This is a genomic window from Mucilaginibacter sp. 3215, from assembly GCF_050433785.1.
GTDB lineage: Bacteria > Bacteroidota > Bacteroidia > Sphingobacteriales > Sphingobacteriaceae > Mucilaginibacter.
In genome coordinates this window covers 162387-179373 of record NZ_JBNPWO010000009.1, presented here as the reverse complement: position 1 = coordinate 179373, position 16987 = coordinate 162387, and the positions used below count along the sequence as shown (strand labels likewise).

The 16987-nt window shown below is 43.4% G+C and carries 21 protein-coding genes and 1 riboswitch; of the genes, 10 read left to right on the top strand and 11 right to left on the bottom strand.

Annotation, left to right across the window (positions count from 1 at the left end; translation table 11 throughout):
- The first annotated feature begins 34 nt into the window (after nt 1-34).
- Complete coding sequence (locus tag ABIC84_RS16530) at nt 35-712, top strand: LolA family protein (protein ID WP_429264276.1); 678 nt, start codon at nt 35-37, stop codon at nt 710-712.
- 228 nt (nt 713-940) lie between these two features.
- On the opposite strand, the gene ABIC84_RS16525 is transcribed toward ABIC84_RS16530, so the two are convergent.
- Entirely contained in the window at nt 941-1486 is a 546-nt protein-coding gene (locus ABIC84_RS16525; RefSeq protein ID WP_429264275.1) for an adenylate kinase, read from the bottom strand.
- An 18-nt stretch (nt 1487-1504) separates the two neighbouring features.
- Nucleotides 1505-2566, bottom strand: coding sequence for a polysaccharide deacetylase family protein (locus ABIC84_RS16520; RefSeq protein WP_429264274.1), 1062 nt, complete (start codon nt 2564-2566; stop codon nt 1505-1507).
- Nucleotides 2567-2683: 117 nt separating this feature from the next.
- Between ABIC84_RS16520 and ABIC84_RS16515 the strand changes: the two genes are divergently transcribed.
- From ABIC84_RS16515 to ABIC84_RS16505, 3 genes are all read left to right on the top strand, one after another.
- Complete coding sequence (locus tag ABIC84_RS16515; RefSeq protein ID WP_188834027.1) at nt 2684-2956, top strand: hypothetical protein; 273 nt, start codon at nt 2684-2686, stop codon at nt 2954-2956.
- Nucleotides 2953-3714, top strand: a complete 762-nt coding sequence (locus ABIC84_RS16510) for an MBL fold metallo-hydrolase (RefSeq protein WP_426585622.1) — start codon at nt 2953-2955, stop codon at nt 3712-3714. Before ABIC84_RS16515 ends, ABIC84_RS16510 begins: the two co-directional genes overlap by 4 nt.
- 62 nt (nt 3715-3776) lie before the next feature.
- On the top strand, nt 3777-4202 hold the full coding sequence (locus ABIC84_RS16505; protein ID WP_426585620.1) for a BLUF domain-containing protein: 426 nt from the start codon (nt 3777-3779) through the stop codon (nt 4200-4202).
- On the opposite strand, the gene ABIC84_RS16500 is transcribed toward ABIC84_RS16505, so the two are convergent.
- On the bottom strand, nt 4199-4477 hold the full coding sequence (locus tag ABIC84_RS16500) for a DUF3072 domain-containing protein (protein WP_090527829.1): 279 nt from the start codon (nt 4475-4477) through the stop codon (nt 4199-4201). The two genes, ABIC84_RS16505 and ABIC84_RS16500, sit on opposite strands and share 4 nt — an antisense overlap.
- A 67-nt stretch (nt 4478-4544) precedes the next feature.
- On the bottom strand, nt 4545-4970 hold the full coding sequence (locus tag ABIC84_RS16495) for a hypothetical protein (RefSeq protein WP_429264273.1): 426 nt from the start codon (nt 4968-4970) through the stop codon (nt 4545-4547).
- A 229-nt stretch (nt 4971-5199) separates the two neighbouring features.
- Between ABIC84_RS16495 and ABIC84_RS16490 the strand changes: the two genes are divergently transcribed.
- Nucleotides 5200-6789: a GDSL-type esterase/lipase family protein gene (locus ABIC84_RS16490; RefSeq protein ID WP_429264272.1), complete on the top strand. Its 1590-nt coding sequence runs from the start codon at nt 5200-5202 to the stop codon at nt 6787-6789.
- 275 nt (nt 6790-7064) lie between these two features.
- Nucleotides 7065-7568, top strand: coding sequence for a hypothetical protein (locus tag ABIC84_RS16485; RefSeq protein ID WP_429264271.1), 504 nt, complete (start codon nt 7065-7067; stop codon nt 7566-7568).
- Here ABIC84_RS16485 and ABIC84_RS16480 read toward each other — a convergent pair.
- From ABIC84_RS16480 to ABIC84_RS16470, 3 genes are all read right to left on the bottom strand, one after another.
- A complete protein-coding gene (locus ABIC84_RS16480; RefSeq protein ID WP_429264270.1) occupies nt 7560-8498 on the bottom strand; it encodes a DUF72 domain-containing protein in 939 nt (312 codons plus the stop codon). The two genes, ABIC84_RS16485 and ABIC84_RS16480, sit on opposite strands and share 9 nt — an antisense overlap.
- A 152-nt stretch (nt 8499-8650) precedes the next feature.
- Complete coding sequence (locus tag ABIC84_RS16475) at nt 8651-9412, bottom strand: SDR family oxidoreductase (RefSeq protein WP_429264269.1); 762 nt, start codon at nt 9410-9412, stop codon at nt 8651-8653.
- Nucleotides 9413-9695: 283 nt separating this feature from the next.
- A riboswitch (SAM riboswitch) is annotated at nt 9696-9810 on the top strand.
- Between the two features lie 149 nt (nt 9811-9959).
- On the bottom strand, nt 9960-11405 hold the full coding sequence (locus ABIC84_RS16470; protein ID WP_429264268.1) for a DUF3943 domain-containing protein: 1446 nt from the start codon (nt 11403-11405) through the stop codon (nt 9960-9962).
- 253 nt (nt 11406-11658) lie between these two features.
- Here ABIC84_RS16470 and ABIC84_RS16465 point away from each other — a divergent pair, with 253 nt between their 5' ends.
- Nucleotides 11659-12060, top strand: a complete 402-nt coding sequence (locus ABIC84_RS16465) for a transmembrane 220 family protein (protein ID WP_429264267.1) — start codon at nt 11659-11661, stop codon at nt 12058-12060.
- Nucleotides 12061-12138: 78 nt separating this feature from the next.
- Here the strand turns inward: ABIC84_RS16465 and ABIC84_RS16460 are convergent, their stop codons facing one another.
- Both ABIC84_RS16460 and ABIC84_RS16455 read right to left on the bottom strand, forming a co-directional pair.
- The gene (locus tag ABIC84_RS16460) at nt 12139-12987 is read right to left on the bottom strand and encodes a transglutaminase-like domain-containing protein (RefSeq protein WP_429264266.1); all 849 of its coding nucleotides are present in this window, start codon (nt 12985-12987) and stop codon (nt 12139-12141) included.
- Between the two features lie 4 nt (nt 12988-12991).
- A complete protein-coding gene (locus ABIC84_RS16455; RefSeq protein ID WP_321557630.1) occupies nt 12992-13729 on the bottom strand; it encodes a peptidase in 738 nt (245 codons plus the stop codon).
- A 140-nt stretch (nt 13730-13869) separates the two neighbouring features.
- Here ABIC84_RS16455 and ABIC84_RS16450 point away from each other — a divergent pair, with 140 nt between their 5' ends.
- Complete coding sequence (locus ABIC84_RS16450) at nt 13870-14871, top strand: nucleoside hydrolase (protein ID WP_429264265.1); 1002 nt, start codon at nt 13870-13872, stop codon at nt 14869-14871.
- Nucleotides 14872-14939: 68 nt separating this feature from the next.
- A complete protein-coding gene (locus ABIC84_RS16445) occupies nt 14940-15167 on the top strand; it encodes a hypothetical protein (protein WP_176628549.1) in 228 nt (75 codons plus the stop codon).
- Here ABIC84_RS16445 and ABIC84_RS16440 read toward each other — a convergent pair whose 3' ends face one another.
- Entirely contained in the window at nt 15168-15881 is a 714-nt protein-coding gene (locus ABIC84_RS16440) for a YdcF family protein (RefSeq protein WP_429264264.1), read from the bottom strand.
- 139 nt (nt 15882-16020) lie between these two features.
- Between ABIC84_RS16440 and ABIC84_RS16435 the strand changes: the two genes are divergently transcribed.
- Complete coding sequence (locus ABIC84_RS16435) at nt 16021-16230, top strand: hypothetical protein (protein WP_090527874.1); 210 nt, start codon at nt 16021-16023, stop codon at nt 16228-16230.
- Between the two features lie 351 nt (nt 16231-16581).
- Here the strand turns inward: ABIC84_RS16435 and ABIC84_RS16430 are convergent, their stop codons facing one another.
- Nucleotides 16582-16983, bottom strand: a complete 402-nt coding sequence (locus tag ABIC84_RS16430) for a helix-turn-helix domain-containing protein (RefSeq protein ID WP_429264263.1) — start codon at nt 16981-16983, stop codon at nt 16582-16584.
- Between the last annotated feature and the right edge of the window lie 4 nt (nt 16984-16987).

The window sequence follows — 16987 nt, the reverse complement described above, 5'->3', positions numbered from 1 at the left end:
ATTAATAACAATAGTTGTTGTTGAATAAAACTGAATGAAAAAGATCATAACATATACCATTTTAGCAATAAGTACATACAGCACCGCTTTTGCACAAAAAGACAGCCAGGCAAAGGCGATTTTAAATCAGGTAAGCCAAAAATACCGTTCATACGATGTTATTAAAACCGACTTTACCTTTAGCCTTAACAACCAGCAGGCCAATATTAAAGAAACACAAACCGGCACCCTGATATCGAGGGCAAAAACCGGCAAATACCGCGTTACACTTTACAGCGCAGCTGCAAAACCCGAAGTAGACAAAGAGATCTTGAGCGATGGCAAGACCCAGTGGACATACCTTAAAAAAGATAAAGAAGTACAGGTAAGTGATGCCGACAAAAGCGGCGACGGACTAAATAACCCTGCCCAGATTTTTACGATGTATGAAAAAGGCTTTAAATACCTGTACACCGGCGAACAGAAGATAGCAGGCAAAGTTTATCAAAACATAGAGCTTACACCCGAAGATGATAAAAAAGCCATCTTTAAAGTGAAGCTTACCATCGACAAAGTAAAAAAACAACTCTACAGTGCTTTATTGTTCGATAAAAACGGCAACAGGTATACTTATACCGTACGCACCTTTACCCCTAACGTACCTGCTCCTGACGCAACTTTTGCCTGGGATGCCAAAGGCCACCCGGGTGTTGAGGTGGTAGATTTGAGGTAATCTGTCTCAGATGTGAGATCTGAGACATGAGAATTGAGATATTTTGAAGCGGGGGGGGGTACCTCCCGTTTTTTAATTATTTTGCCGCCGCTCGCCTCTTGGCGAGTGGCAACTATTACCAGGCCTCTGGCCTGCGTTAAGCACCTGATTTATTTGCTCCCGGCGGCGGGACGCCGCAGGATAGTTGCCACTCGGCAGGAGCCGAGCGGCGGCGAAGAGTTGTTTTTATTACAAAATTAACTCCTTAATTTTCCCTAAAACAGCCTCTACCCTTTCCTCAACAGTTGTATCACCTTCTATAATCAGCAAAGGAGTTGTGAGCTTTTTCATCCAATTCTTATGCGAATGCAGGCTTCGGCTGTTGGTGATGAGCTCATCATAACCGCGTGCCCAGTCAATAAATTCATTATAAAGCTTATTTCGCTCCCTATCGGTATAGATAATATCGCCATAACGTTCAAGCTCTCTTTGCTGCAAACGCCAAATCCTGATGGCTGGCGGGATATACAAAAATACCGACAGATCAAACTGCCAGTTATTATTCCAGTTGATAACAGAGCCCCCAAGGATCCAGTTATCATTACCGGCCATCTCGCTGTTGATCATTGCATTTCGTTCTTCAGGTGGCCTTCGGTTAATAAAAGGAGGATCGGATGGGAACCAGAAATAATGATCGCTGTCGAAATACGGGTAGCTAAGTTTATTACTTAACGCTTTGCCTAAAGTGGTTACGCCGAACCCGAAGCGCCGAAGATATTGATGTGCACGAAACAATAGATTTAAGCCACAAACTTACTCATTTCCCACCTTTACCCTACGTTCCATCACCTCTTTCCAGGTGGTTAAAATAAACCCTTTTTGTTTAAGGTAAGCTTTCAGGCGTGGGTCGGTCATGGCCAGCAAGTCGCCTTTTCGTTTCTGGCCTTCGTTACAGATGTTTTTAAACTGAGGTGAGGGTTGTGTACAATGCATTAATACCATCGTTAATCCCGGCGAAAGACGGTCGAAGTTTTCGATGTAATGATCTGTGTACCATTTTTGCAATTCCCTATCGGTCGCTTTTTCAATATCGGGCATTGCCCAGTCATAGCTTGAATTATCAAGATCGTCCAGCACCGGCAAGCCACCTTTCCAGACCATTTCACCAAGTTCACGCGCTTTTGCCAGTTCTGCAGGTTCCGGTATGGCCATACCTTCAGTGTATTTACCATCTTTTTTAAGCCGGGCAATCGTAGCGTTTTTTGCTTCCTCACGGTAAAAAAGGTCTTCTCCGCCGGGGAGCATTACAGGTATTTTCTTTTCAATCCCCAGGTTAATATATTTTTCAAGAAAAGCAGGCTTGGCAAACAACGTCCCCATATGCGAGTCGAGATGTGTTGGTATAAAGCCCATGGTTAAGGCACGGTCAAGCTGGGCGCGGATCTCCTTATCTACCTCGTCGCCCGTAGCCCTGAAATAAACAGCAGCCACCGCGGACCAGAAAGCACCTTCTTTATCAACCAATCCCGGAACTGTTGCCTTACCCGCAAGCGGGCCCCAGCGGTAATTTTGCCATTCGGAAGTGAGGGTTAAATGCAGCCCTGCATCAATGCCCGGGTGCTGATCCATATAATGCTTAAAATCGGGCACCCAGGGGCAGGGCATCATCACACTGGTTGAAGTGGCAGCACCATCCCCAATAGCTTTCTCCACCCCTTCATTTGATTCATGCGACATCCCGGCATCATCAACATGCAGAATAATGACACGTGAACCTTTAGGCCAGCCAAGCTTTTCGGCATAGGTTTTGGTTTGCTGGGCATAAACAGCAATGCTAAAAACAATGCCTGTAACGGTAAGCAGTAAGTTCTTCATCCGGATGGTTTTAGGGTATAACAGGTTAATAAAATTAGAAATTAAATTAGCAAATGTGACATGCAAATGCCAATTTAAGCCCGGCAAATACACCCATTTTTGCTACTTTTGAAATTAATGCTACCCGCGACTAACCATACTCTCGAGAAACTGGAACTGCTGTTAAAAACGGCCGGTTACAAGGTGCGTTATGAAAAGGGTAACTTCAAAACCGGCGCCTGCCTGTTGCTTAACAGTAAAATGATCGTTGTTAACCGTTTCTCTAACCTGGAAAGCAAGATCCTTGCCTTAACTGAATTATTACGTGAACTTGAGGTAGATTACAAATTGCTCGATGATAAACAGATTGCATTTTTGCAGGATATTAAACAAACAAAACTGCAGCTGTGACCATAACGTTTTTAGGAACCGGAACGTCACAGGGTGTACCTGTTATTGCTTGTAACTGCGAGGTGTGCCTCTCAACAGATAAGCATGATAATCGCCTGCGCAGTTCTGTTTTAATTGAAGCCGAAGATAAGGTTATCGCTATTGATTCGGGCCCCGATTTCAGGTATCAGATGCTCCGTGCCAAAGTACAGCACCTTGACGCTATTGTTTTTACGCATGAGCATAAAGACCATATTGCCGGCATGGATGATATCCGCGCGTTTAATTACAAACAAAATGCCCCGATAGATATTTATGCCGACGAAAGGGTGCAAAAAGCCCTTGTGCGTGAATTTCCCTATATTTTTGATGGCACTGGTTACCCGGGCATTCCGCAGGTAAACATGCACATTATTGCGCTTGATCCCTTCATGATCGGCAATGTTGAGCTGATCCCTATCGAAGTATTCCATTACAGATTGCCTATAAAAGGCTTCAGGATTAAAGATTTCACTTACTTAACCGATGCCAAAACGATTCCGGACGCCGAGAAGGAAAAAATAAAGGGCACAAAAATATTAGTGATCAATGCACTGCAAAAGGAAACTCATATCTCCCACTTTACGCTTGAAGAAGCCATAGCTTTTGCAAACGATATTGGGGCAGAGACTACTTACTTTACGCATATAAGCCACAGGCTGGGCAAACATGCTGATGTTTCTAAAGAGCTACCTGCCGGTATCGAGCTGGCGTATGACGGTTTAAAACTGGAGATTTAACCCCAACATTAAATCTGCGTTTCTAAATTTCCCGTATCTTGGGGCAAAATTTCTTCTCATCTATGGAATATCTTGTTTATATAAGTACCGCTAAAAAGTTAATGGGCGATGATGAATTATTGAACCTGCTGCAAACAGCACGAAAAAAAAATTTCGCCCATAACGTCACCGGTATGCTCCTATACAGTGAAGGTACTTTTATACAGGCGCTTGAGGGCGAAACAGAAGACCTTTACAAAATTTATAACGCAATCCAACTTGATTCACGTCATCGTAACATTGTCCTGATGATAACCGGAATGGTTGAGGAAAGAATTTTCCCAAAATGGTCAATGGCTTTTGCATCAGTAAATGCAGGCTTGCTGAAAAATGTAGAAGGATTTCTTAATCCGGCAAATAAAAATGACATTGCCGATAACAACCATACTGCTGTAATCATGCTCAAAACATTTGCCGAAACCAACGGGCTATCCGTATCTTTTAATTAATTATTTAATCCCCTGCCTGTTTTATGCTGCAGTTCGTCTATCCGTTTTGACGCTTCGGCCTTAGTAAGCGATCCGTCAAACTCTTCACCGGCTTCGTCGGATAATGTTTTGAGATAGGAGTGCTGCGCGCCGGTCATGGGTTCATCACCGGTTGTCCAATCATCCGGATCTTTTACCGTGTTTGAGCCTTTTAGTTTATTTTGATTGATGATCTCTTCATCATCTGATTCGTCAAAAAAGCCATTGTCGGGTATATCATTTGGGTTGATAGCCATAACTATTGTTTATATTTATAGTTAAAACCGCCCGGATATCACATTGTTTTATGGTGAGGACGGGGATTTACAACTCGATAAAGCTTATCCTGTCAATGGTACCCTTGTATTGTTTTAAGTGCCCCTTATCGCCTGCATCAATCACGCCGCGGATGGTTACTTTGCGTTTGTTCATTTTGGTAAACTGCCCATCGTTATAAGTAAACAAGCCGATATGGGTACCGGGCAGATATAGCGGGCAATCCTGGCTAAAATCAACCCAAATAGCATCATGCAAATCATGGCTCGAAAAAAGACTGTCGTTAAAAAGCGCCGATTGCTCGTTCCCTTCTTTGTATTTGCCGCTTACCTCCACGTATTGTTTATCATATTCTTCAATATGACGGATGAGCTCCGTAAACGAAATTTTTTTATAGCCCCTGGGGGTATTGCAATCGCTTTGGAAAATCTTTTTTTGTTTAGCGCAGGACCCAAACAAAACTAACAACGGCAAAATCCGGAGCAGGTTTTTTGATATGGAAAAATGCCGCAGCCATATAAATCAGGAATGTTTAAGATAGCGAAAATATCTGTCACTAAACCTTATAACAGATATTTTACAGCGAGGTTACAGATGCTGTGATTAAAACGGGATTTATCTTTGCTAAAACGTTTAGGCATCTTGTTTCTTTGCTTAATGCTGTTATTTTTGTACATCAACATTTAACCTGAATTAACCTCCCATGAAATTAAAACTGATAGGCACCTTACTCCTATTGTCGGCACTTGGCGTACAGGCCCAGCAAAAAGTTATTCCGCTGTACCCCGGCGCGGCCCGCGGTTCCGAAAACTGGACCTGGGACGAAGGTGAAAGCGATAAAAATGCCTTCAACACCAAAGTGGTTTACAACGTTACGCACCCTTCTCTAAAGGTTTTCCTGCCCGATTCAACTATTGCTAATGGTACGGCGGTAGTTATTTGCCCGGGCGGCGGTTTTCATACCCTTTCTATCAACAGCGAGGGCTATGACGTGGCCAAATGGCTCAATAAACAGGGAGTTACCTGTTTTGTACTAAAATACAGGCTGGCACATAGCCTTACTACCGACCCTGTAAAGGAACTGGTAACTAAAATGAGTCAGAAGGATTTCCCTAAACAGGTAGCGCCTATCATTCCCTTAGCTATCGCTGACGCGCGTGCAGCGCTGACTTATGTGCGTGAACATGCCTCCGAATACCATGTTTCGCCGCAACGAATCGGGATCATGGGCTTTTCGGCAGGCGGCACACTGGCCGGTGCCGCAGCTTTCAATTACACAGCAGCTAACAAACCCGATTTTGACGCGCCTATTTATGCATACGTGCCTCCAGAACTGATCTCAAAAATCCCTGACGACGCGCCGCCGATGTTTATAGCTGCAGCTACTGATGATCAGCTTGGCCTTGCGCCGCACAGCATTGAGCTTTATAGCAAATGGCTGGCATCAAAACACAGCGCCGAGCTGCATATGTACGCTAAAGGAGGCCACGGTTTTGGCATGCGCAAACAAAACCTGCCTACCGACAACTGGATAGACCGCTTTAACGAGTGGCTCGATCTGAAAGGTTTTTTAAAACCCATAGACCCTAAAGTAAAAACAGTTAAAGAAAGGGCCGATCAATGGGAAGCCTACCATAAGCAATGGGAAGATGCATTTCATAAAGACTGGGCAAACATGACCCGTTACAAGGCCGATAATGAAAAGATAAAAGCATCAGCTCCAAACCCTAAAAGTGTAGTTTATATGGGCGATTCCATTACAGATTTCTGGATCAGCAGGGATTCAACCTTCTGGAGCGGTAAACCATATTTTGACCGCGGCATCAGCGGACAAACCACCACCCAAATGCTGGTGCGTTTCCGTGAGGATGTGATAGATCTGAAACCCGGTGCCGTAGTGATCCTGGCAGGAATAAATGATATCGCCCAAAATAACGGTCCGATAGCTATTGAAGATATTTTTGGTAATATCGAATCCATGGCATTGCTGGCCAAAGCTGCCAACATAAAAGTGGTATTATGTTCGGTGCTGCCTGCCTATGCTTTTCCATGGCGCCCCGGGATGGAACCGGCGCAAAAAGTGATCCAGCTTAACGCCCTGATCAAAGCCTTTGCCGATGCCAATAAAATGGTTTATGTAGATTACCATAGCGCCATGGCCGACGAGCGCAAAGGCTTACCGAAGAACCTTGCCGCCGATGGTGTACATCCAACTGTTGAAGGATATCGGATAATGGGGCCATTGGTTGAAAAAGGGATCGCGGAAGCGTTGAAGACTAAGCAGGCCAGATAAACTTTAGCAAATGTTCCTGAGTTTTGGAATCTGCCGGACTTTTAAGGAGGAATGATAAAGCCGGGGAAGACTTGCGAAGTTTTAAAAACTTCGCAAGTCTGTCTTCTACAACATGGCCTGGGGACACGCCTTTAACAGGCAAACAAATACCTTCTTTTAAAAATGTTGATGTTTTTAACTTAGTAAATCGGATATTGGGGCTTAAATACAATAGCAAGGTTGATGGTACCGGCCAGCTTGCTGATAACATCCTTACAAAAAAATAAAAACATCCTATGAAAAACGCATTCAGGCTCCTGATCTTCATATTATCGCCACTGGCTCTACACGCGCAAAATCCGGTTATAGTAAAACAACAGGCCACGCTGATGACCCAAAGCATGACTAAAGGCGACTATAAAAGCATAGTTAATTATACCTACCCCAAAGCCGTTCAAATGGCCGGAGGCAAAGAAAAAATGACGGCCATGATTAGTGCCGCTATGCAACAGATGAAAACAGCGGGCATTAGTTTTGAAAGTATCACGGTAGGCACACCGGGCAAATTTTATAAAGCAGGAAAAGAAACCCACTGCCTGCTGCCCGAGACGATTATCATGGCAAGTCCAAAAGGCCGTATGGCCATGCATAGTAACCTGCTGGCAGTTAGCGGCGATGGCGGAAAAAGTTGGTCGTTCCTGGATATGAACAATTCAACTGCTGATAAAGTGCAGCAACTGATCCCCAACTTTAACCCGGCCTTAAAAATTCCGCCGGCTACTACCGAACCTTTACAATAACAATGAGGTTTGTGCTGTTGGCTTATTATCGTCCCTCTGGATAAACGTTGGGCGCATTAGCTGTGTGCCCAATGCTTTATTTAATTCTTCAATCACGTAATCGGCCAGTTCGGGCGAGTAACGCTCATCATGCTGATGCATAAAAAACCATACCGATTTAAGGCCTTGCTTCTTCCAGTTTTTGATCCGTTCAACCCACTCATCAACGCGGGCATAATCTGTAGGGTGTAAACTATTGCCTACAAACCGGATAAAAGCATGCGGTGTAGGCAAAGCCATATGCACCACATCCCGGCGGCCGCTGGCATCAGTAATAACAGAACCGATGTTTAAATCGCGGAAAAGGTTAAATACCCTATCGCGGTTTTCGGCAACTGCAAACCACTCTTTATGGCGCAGTTCAACAAACACCGGGAGGTCTTTTGGTAGTTGCTCAAGATAGGCCTTAAGCTCCGGGAAACTCTTTGGTGTGTAGTTATCGCTCAACTGCAAAAACAGCGGGCCAAGTTTTTCGCCAAAAGCCAAAACACCTTCATAATAGGTGGTTGTAATATCTTCGGCATTTTTTAAGCGGCGGATATGGCTGATGCTCTGCGAAAATTTAGGGCAAAATTTAAACCCAGGATTACTATCGGCCTTGGCCTTCCATTTGGCAATGGTATCGGGGCCGTAAACATTGTAAAAAGTGGCGTTAAGCTCAATGCAATCAAAGTGCTTAACGTATTCATCTAAAAAATTAGCGTCTTTGGTTTTTGGCGGATAAATTTTTCCAATCCATTCTTTGCGCCCCCATTTTGCGCAGCCAACATGTACCTGCAGCGGCACATCGTTTTTTGCAGCGGCAAGGGTGTTTAAGGTTATCTGCGGATCAGCCGGCAGGGTAAAATCAACCCCTGCTAATTCTTCATCGGTTACTCTGCCAAATTCCATATCGCTTTTTTGTGGGAAAGATAGGAAATTGGTTGGATTAGTGAGTCGTTGATTAAGTGAGTAGTTGATTGGGTGAATAGTTGAAACGCTGAACAACCACTCACATAATCAACTCAATCAACTACTCACCTAAAAACACAACCACTCACCTCTTACAAGAACATCCCGCCCGAAGCTTCGATACGCTGAGCGTTGATCCAGCGGGCATCTTCGGTGCAGAGAAACGCTACTATACCACCGATATCATCCGGTTGGCCTACCCTGCCCAATGCGGTAGATTTCGACATCATTTCTTCCAAACCGGGATGAGAGTCGAATGCTGCTTTGGTAAAGTCGGTTTGGATAATACCCGGAGCCACAACGTTTGCGGCTATACCACGGCTGCCTAACTCTTTTGCAAGGTATTTGGTGAATACCTCAATAGCGCCCTTCATAGAGGCATAAGCGGCATACCCGGGAGTTGAGAAACGGGCCAGCCCGGTCGAAAAATTAATGATCCGGCCACCATCAGCAATTACGGGTAAGCTCTTTTGTGTTAAGAAGTACACGCCTTTAAAATGCACATTAAACAGGTTATCAAAATCCTCTTCCGTAGTTTGCGCGAATGGCGAGGCCGCGTCAATACCTGCATTGTTGATCAGGAAATCAAAGGTATCCCGGCCCCACTTTTTGTTAAGCGTTGCTTTTAATGTTGTAATAAAGGCATCAAAGGTAGATACTATACCTGTATCCAACTGTAAAGCAGCGGCCTTTTGCCCCATTGATTCAATTTCGGCAACTACGGCTTCAGCTTCTTCTCTCTTGCTACGGTAAGTAACAATAACGTCAATACCTTTTTGGGCGATATGTTTAGCGGCATTTTTGCCAAGGCCTCGGCTGCCGCCGGTTATTAATGCAATTTTATTTGTTTCCATGGTGTTGTTATTTTAATGTTTTAACAATACAAAGATGCAATAGTCAGCGCCTAAAATTATGGTGACTACTTCAGATTAAATGGTGACCGTTTCAGTTTTTTTCTTTCAGATACTTCTCCAAAGAATTAGAAATAACATTGTTTTTTTTACAATAACAGCAAGTTTATCCCATTCAAAATCAGCGCAAAACGAATAAAAATCAAATTAAACTACTTAAACTATAGGAATTATATAATTTATTATTACATTTGCACTGTCAACAACGACAACACGTTCTTTACATAACTTATCAAGAAAGACTGAGGGAAAGGCCCAAAGACGTCTTAGCAACCTGTACATCCGCATAATGTAAAAGGTGCTAATTCCTGCTCCTGTGCAAAACGGGAGAGAGATAATTATATCTACACCCCACAACCGATCTGATTAAGTGAATTTTTATGGTTTTCAAGTCGCGTGACCGAGAGGATAGGTGGGGGTCCGCAATACCCTAAACGGCAGTTCGAATCTGCCCGCGACATCAAATTTTTCCAATCCTTTTTTTTATAGCTTACAGGTTAACTCTGTACCTTGTTGAGATCCGCAGGTACGGGTAAGTTTTGTCTACATCCGGGTGATTTTTATAGTTTCCTTCCAGCCTGAAATATCCGGGTTCGGCACTTATCGAGAGATCTTTTAACACACGGTAACTTATCTCATTGGTTATGGTATGTAAAAAATAATGTGACTTATTACCATTAATAGTCATGAGCCAACTACCGCGATAATTAATACTATAATAAAATCTGTTACCTATATTAAAACCAGCTCTGCCGTTTATGGCGAAACCCGAGCCGTAATCATAATTGCGCCCTCTATACAGGTAGGGATCGGGAGCGGCTCCTAAAATGATAAGCCCCGCACCCACCGCCGTATTCACTTTAAAGCCATTCAATAATCTAAATTCAGATAGTAAATTAGCCTTTACGCTTTGCCCTCCGTAAAAGAAAGCGGCATTACGTATGTAGTCATAGTTAGCTGATATGATGATCAAGTTCTCCACGCTATCCGATATTGACACGTCCCATCCCGCAAGAGATCCATAAACACTGATCACATTAACCGCACTGCTATCGTCTTTCCCAAACTCGGCCGTGATGGAAATATTGCTGAAAGGTGTGTGCAAATTTTCGTTAGAAGCGCCATAAAGCAGCTTCGCCCGGCCAAACCAACCAAACCGTCCATGGGTTAACAATCCCAGGTTGCCGCTGTTAAACTTACGTGCGCCCAGATCAAATTCGGCACTTACTTTTGATGAATCATCCTGCGACCTATTTGCCGGCCCAACAACCTTTCCCCATTTTCCATCAATAATGCGGTTAAGCCCATTCATCGGGTTAACCAAAAAACCCAGCACCTCACTGGCTTGCCGCTTAAAACCGCGGCGGTGGTTATTAATGATCTTATTTGATAGCCGATAAGTCATTTCGCCCAATACTATGCCGCCAAAGCTGGTGTTGATAAAATCATTGGGGGCAGGTGCCTGGTTTTCGGCAAATGTTTCCCACAGGTAACTGCCCACCATAGTAGCCGGTACTGATTGCCAAAAACTATAACCATTACTCCTGAAGGCGCTATAAAACATGCTGCCGTGATATGGATGTCCAAACTGGTTGGTTTGAAACGGATCATTGTCCCAGGTCCAACTGCCTGGGTTCAGGTTATGGCCTGTTGTTTTCCAGGAAATCCGGGCATAATCAACGTTGACTATATAGCGATCATATGTCCAGGGCGCAATCTCGGCGAGGCCAAGCCCTAAGGCAGCCCTTCCAAAACGTTTCTGTTTTGCCGGCGGATCTGAAAATCGTGTTATGGTATCTTTTTCCTTACGCAGGTCAAAAATATTAACCTGGGCCCCTACTTGCCGGCTGCAGAAAAGCATGAACAGTAAAAGCGGCAGTATAATTCCTAACCTTCCGGAGTATTGCCTGGTAAAATGGTAATCCGTTAAAGTCATATACACTAACAATTTAAAAGATACAGCTACGAAAGTTATAAAGGATGAAGTGAATTAGGTTAAAAAATGTTTGAACAATATTTAATTAATGTTAAGGCGGATATAATTTTGATAATGCATTGGGCGGTAATGGGTGCCAATAATTGTTATTTCCTTATTTAAGTACTGAAACATATTTTCATATATTTAGCATTGCTTAACCTGTATATTAAGCACCATAACCAGTATAAATTATTGCAATTACTTTTTACTTATGAAGATCTTCAATATCATATGGGTTGTACTTTTTGTCACATTTGCAGGTTTACAGTATAACGATCCAGATCCTTACCTTTGGATGCCTATTTACCTTTATTGTGCCTGGTTTTGCTACCTGGCAGCAAAAAAAGAATTTTACCCCATTGGCTATGCAGTCGGCATTATCATTTTTACAGGGTATGCCATTTACAAGATATTTGATAACAACGGCCTTATCGACTGGTTTAAGTTCCATCATGCTGAAAGCCTTGTACAAACCATGAAAGCCGAAAAGCCCTGGGTTGAAGAAGTGCGTGAGTTTTTCGGGCTGCTGATCTGCGTAGCTGTGCTGGCGGCTAACTGGGCTTATGCTGCAAGGGAAAGCAAAAAAGTATCGGCAAAAAAAAGAAAACGATAAGTCCCTTTAAATCTCCCGTGGGAAGGGGAGACTTTTTAAAGTCCCTCTCTTTCGGAGAGGGATTTAGGGTGAGGCTCCTTACAGATATGACAACCCCTTAAATTCCCCATCACCGTAATAAAAAGGCTCAAAGCCGTCTTCGGCAAGCTCACAGCTTACCTGCATGGTTGTAAAGGTTACGTCACCAAAAATATTGGCTATGGCCGAGTCGGCAGCATCATGGCCGGTAGCTATTTTGATAAGTCCGTTTAAAGGTACCAGCCGTGTTGCATCAAACAGGATCCACTTACCACCAAGATAGGCCTCAAAGCAGGCGTGGAAATCGGCTGGTTTAAGGTGATAGGCATAGCCTGTAAAATATCGGGCGGGTATTGTCAGAGCCCTGCAAAGGGCTATGCCGAGGTGCGCAAAATCGCGGCAAACGCCGGCCTGTTCAGTCACTGTATCAAAGGCCGATGTTTGCGAATTGGTTGATCCGCTTAAATATTGGACATTTTTGTTGATCCAGTTGGTCAATTCAACCACCTGCTCAAAAGGGTTGGTAACACGCCCGAACATATTATGTGCAAGGCGGTATAATTTGTCCGACTGACAATAACGGCTTGGATTTAAATATGGCAGCACCGGCGAAGGCAGTTCAGAAACATGGGTTTCCTGCAAATTGCCGAAATCGGTTATTTCATAACAATTATCAACCGTAGCATTGTAGGTAACTTTAACATTGGGCGTATCGGCACTTACATCAAAGCGCACCAAACGGTTCTCTCCCTGCAGGGTTTGCAGCTCTTCAAACTTAATATATGGTTCCAGGCCAAATTCTTCACTTATTACCGTTTGATTTGGGCTGCGTAATGCGTGTATGTTTAAAATCAATGTGCCCGGCGACCGTACTACATATTCCATTTGGGTAAACACATCGAATTTCATGTTATCAGCTTTCTGTTTTTATTTCTTCTAATTTGTTAAATGTGGCATCCATCCAATCCTCCGAAATATGCTCAAGCGCAAGTTTCAGTTCCTCGGCCCATTGGGTTGAGATATGTTCCAAATCCTGTTTGTTATAACGCTGCTCAACAATATTGAAGCTATCCTTTTTATAAACGGCCACATCTATCGGAAAATCGACATTGTTCGAGCTTACCCTTGTTGAATCGAAGGAAAGAAAACCTGTTTTAAGCGCCAGTTTCAAGCTCGAATTTTCATCGAGGATCCGGTTAAGGATAGCCTTACCGTGGCCCGAGTTGCCGATAACCACATAGGGTGCCCCCTGCCCTAACTCCACCCAGTTTCCTTCGGGATATAGCAAAAAAAGCTTGTGTTCATCGTCATCGCGCAATTGCCCGCCAATGATGGTGTTCAGATCAAACCGCAATCCGGCGGCATCGAGCGACACTTTATCTTCTTGTGCTGCACGCTTTACCTGTTCGCCAAATGCATTCACAGCCTTGTACATCTTATTAAACTCGGCTGTCTCCAATAATTCATTAAAATAGATCACGGCCTTATCACGCACAGAGCGCAAACCACTGGTCATGATAAACAGCGAAAAATGATCCTTTTGTTCTATAGTGATCTTCTTTTTTACAGTGGTATCCGTCCCCGAAGTTATGCGGGTATCGGCAATAGCCAGCAAACCCTCTTTAACTTTAATTCCCAGGCAATAAGTCATCTGATTAGCGTAATGCGTTATAAATTAATACTTGCCAAAGTAATTAAATAATGCGAGATTTATTTACCGATCATTCATAAACCATTTATTTGCCCATACATCTTTTTCGGTACTAACTGTCTTTTATTTTATTGCATACAATGAAATTCAAATCAGCATTACTCATCCTGGCATTTATTTTTAACCTCAACCTTGCACAAGCGCAAAAACACAGCCCTATCCCCGTTATTTTTGATACAGATATTGCCGGAGATTATGACGATGTTGGTGCCATGGCTGTGCTGCATGCCTTTGCAGATAAGGGTGAGGCCAAAATACTGGCTACCATATCCTGCAATGCCTTCGAAACTACCGCACCAACCATCAGTGTGATCAACACCTATTTTGGCAGGCCCAATATCCCCATAGGTATTGTAAAAAAAGACAAACCCAATAAAGACTGTGCACAGCAATGGGCCCAGGCTATTATTGCCAAATATCCGCATAACGTAAAATCGAACAGCCAGGCAGTTGAAGCGGTAGCACTTTACCGCAAGTTGCTGGCAAAGCAGCCCGATAACAGCGTAACTATTATTTCGGTAGGATTTTTCACCAACCTGGCCGACCTGCTCCGGTCGGGAGCCGACAAATACAGCAAACTGGATGGAGAACAACTGGTGAAAAAGAAAGTAAAAAAACTGGTATCCATGGCTACAGGAATAGGTGCCGACGGTAAAACGTTTAGCGAATACAATGTAAATGTAGATGCAGCTTCGGCACAGCAAGTATTTAAAAACTGGCCTACCCCCATTACTCTGAGCGGTTTTGAAATAGGTGAAAAAATCCTGACCGGAATCCGCCTGATCAACAATACATCAATAAAAGATAGCCCCGTAAAAGACGCCTTCCAGATAGCACTTACAAAAGACAAGAATACAACCGGCCGCAATAGTTGGGACGAAACCGCCGTACTAACAGCCATCAGGGGGCCCAAACCTTATTTTACCTATCGCAAACTTAACATGGAAATAAAGGACAACGGTACCGATGTAGTGGTACCGGGAGAGCGGTTTCTATATCTTCAATTTGCCATGCAGCCCGGGGATATTGCAAAGGATATTGAACAATTGATGATGCACCAGCCTGTTAAAAAACAACGGTAATATACCGCTAAAAATACCAACTACTTGGTATTGAATTTTCACGCGATAGATAGCACCTTAGTTTAATTATGAGCGAACCCATTAAAATTCAGGTATCCATCTTTTGCGAGCCTTGCATTATCTGCGGCAGCAGGCCTGTAATTGCACAGGCTAAAGGTAAATTTATTGTAAGATGCGGCGCCAACCCAAATCATTATCAAACGCCGCCCGGAATGGTGGATATAGCCAATTGGAATAAACATAACCGCCGGGAGCCTGGTTTTACCCCAAATATAGGGCATCTTAAACAAGGCTGATCACTTAAAATAACGAGTTACCACATAGCCGATGGCTTCCTTTATATAGGTCCCCCAACCTGCTAAAGCACCTGCATTAGGTAGGAAATCATCGGCAGATACCGAAAACCTGCGGCTGGAAAAATTGCAGGGGTATGCAACCACGTCAACTCCCTGTTTTTTAAATATCATCAGGGAACGGCGCATATGGAATGCCGAGGTAACCAGTAAATATGGTGCTTTAAGTTTATGTTGCCGCAAGAGTTCTTTTGAAAAAGCGGCATTTTCAATGGTATTCCGAGATTTCGGTTCGCTTAGTACGCAACTGTCCGCAACCTGCATTTCCCTGAGTTGCTCCCTTACCCAATCAGCCTCCCTAAAACCCGATGGCCTCAAAAGCCCGTTTCCTCCTGTGATAAGAAGACGGCTGACTTTACCTGTTTTTTGCAAACGAACACCCTGGATAAACCTATCTGCAGCAGAGTTAAAGAAACCGCCGCCATTGCCATCATCCGAGCTAAAACCACCCAGCACTATAGCACAGGTATACTTTTTATCGGCTGGTACAGTAATCTCCCTGATATCCCAACACCAGCTAACCAGGTTAAGTAACAATGAATTAGAGAAAATATAAAGCACAGTAATACCTGCAAGCAAAAATTTCCGTTTACGTTTTACGTTCTTTGAAAAAAGGGCGATCAATAAAAATGCGAATACCCATAGAAGCAAATTCATTAAAAACGAAAGAACTTTTGAAAAAATAAAAAACATATGGCGGTTATGGTGTTTAAGTACTTCAAATATAGAAGCTTTTATTGGGCGAAGTAACAAACTGGCATTATCATTGTCATATATCAAAAAAGAAAAATAAATTATGGGCTTTATCAAAACTCTTGCTATAGGTGCTGCAGTTGCTTACGGAATAAATTACGTAACCAAAAAAGGACCCGACGGTAAATCAATTATCGATAACCTGGTTGACAACGCCCCCGAATGGGCAGATCGCGCTAAAAAATACGGCGAACTTACTTTGGAACAAATTGCCGTACGCACTCAAAATTTCAGGGATAATAACAGGCGTTAATACGTCCTGCCTGGTACTTTTTCCAATAATGTTTGGAGGATGATACAGAAGTTATTATTCGACTATAACAATGACATGCCTTTGGAATAACGTAATACATACTAAACGGAGCTGATTAATATGTTTAGGCACAGTTGTCATCATCTCTCATAACGACGTGATTGTAAACTATTGATTGGCAGATTTATTTAGAATCATATTATATGCATGGGCGTTGCCTGCGGCCCGGGCTTTTCGTTACAAGTCCTCGCCTTCCAACGCCCCAGCCTCCGCACACTGTGGGCTTTACACTGCAATCCCTAACGCTCCCCCCGCACACACTTCAGCACAATATCATATAATCCTCCAATCCTATAAATCAAGGTTCCTTACCAGCCATTGCTCACGATACTGCTTTGGCGTTACTCCTTCAAAACGCTTAAAAAACTTGGTAAAGTTTGACGGGTCGAAAGTAAGCCGGTTAGCTATTTCGGCTACACTTACTGTATTTTCCTGAAGCATGGCTTTTGCAATTTCCATGATCTTTTCTTCGAAAAAGAAACAGGGATGTTTACCTGTGGTGAGTTTAATAGTATTGCTCAAATGGGTAGGATGGATATGCATTTCATCAGCAAAATCACGGATCTCGTACATGTCCAATACTCGGTTGTTCAGCACATCGTCAAGATGCCTATCAATAGCTTTTAAATAGTCGGCAGTAATTTCATGCTGACGGGCCAGTATTTTTTTCGGAACAGTGAGCGTCGTTTCCATCATA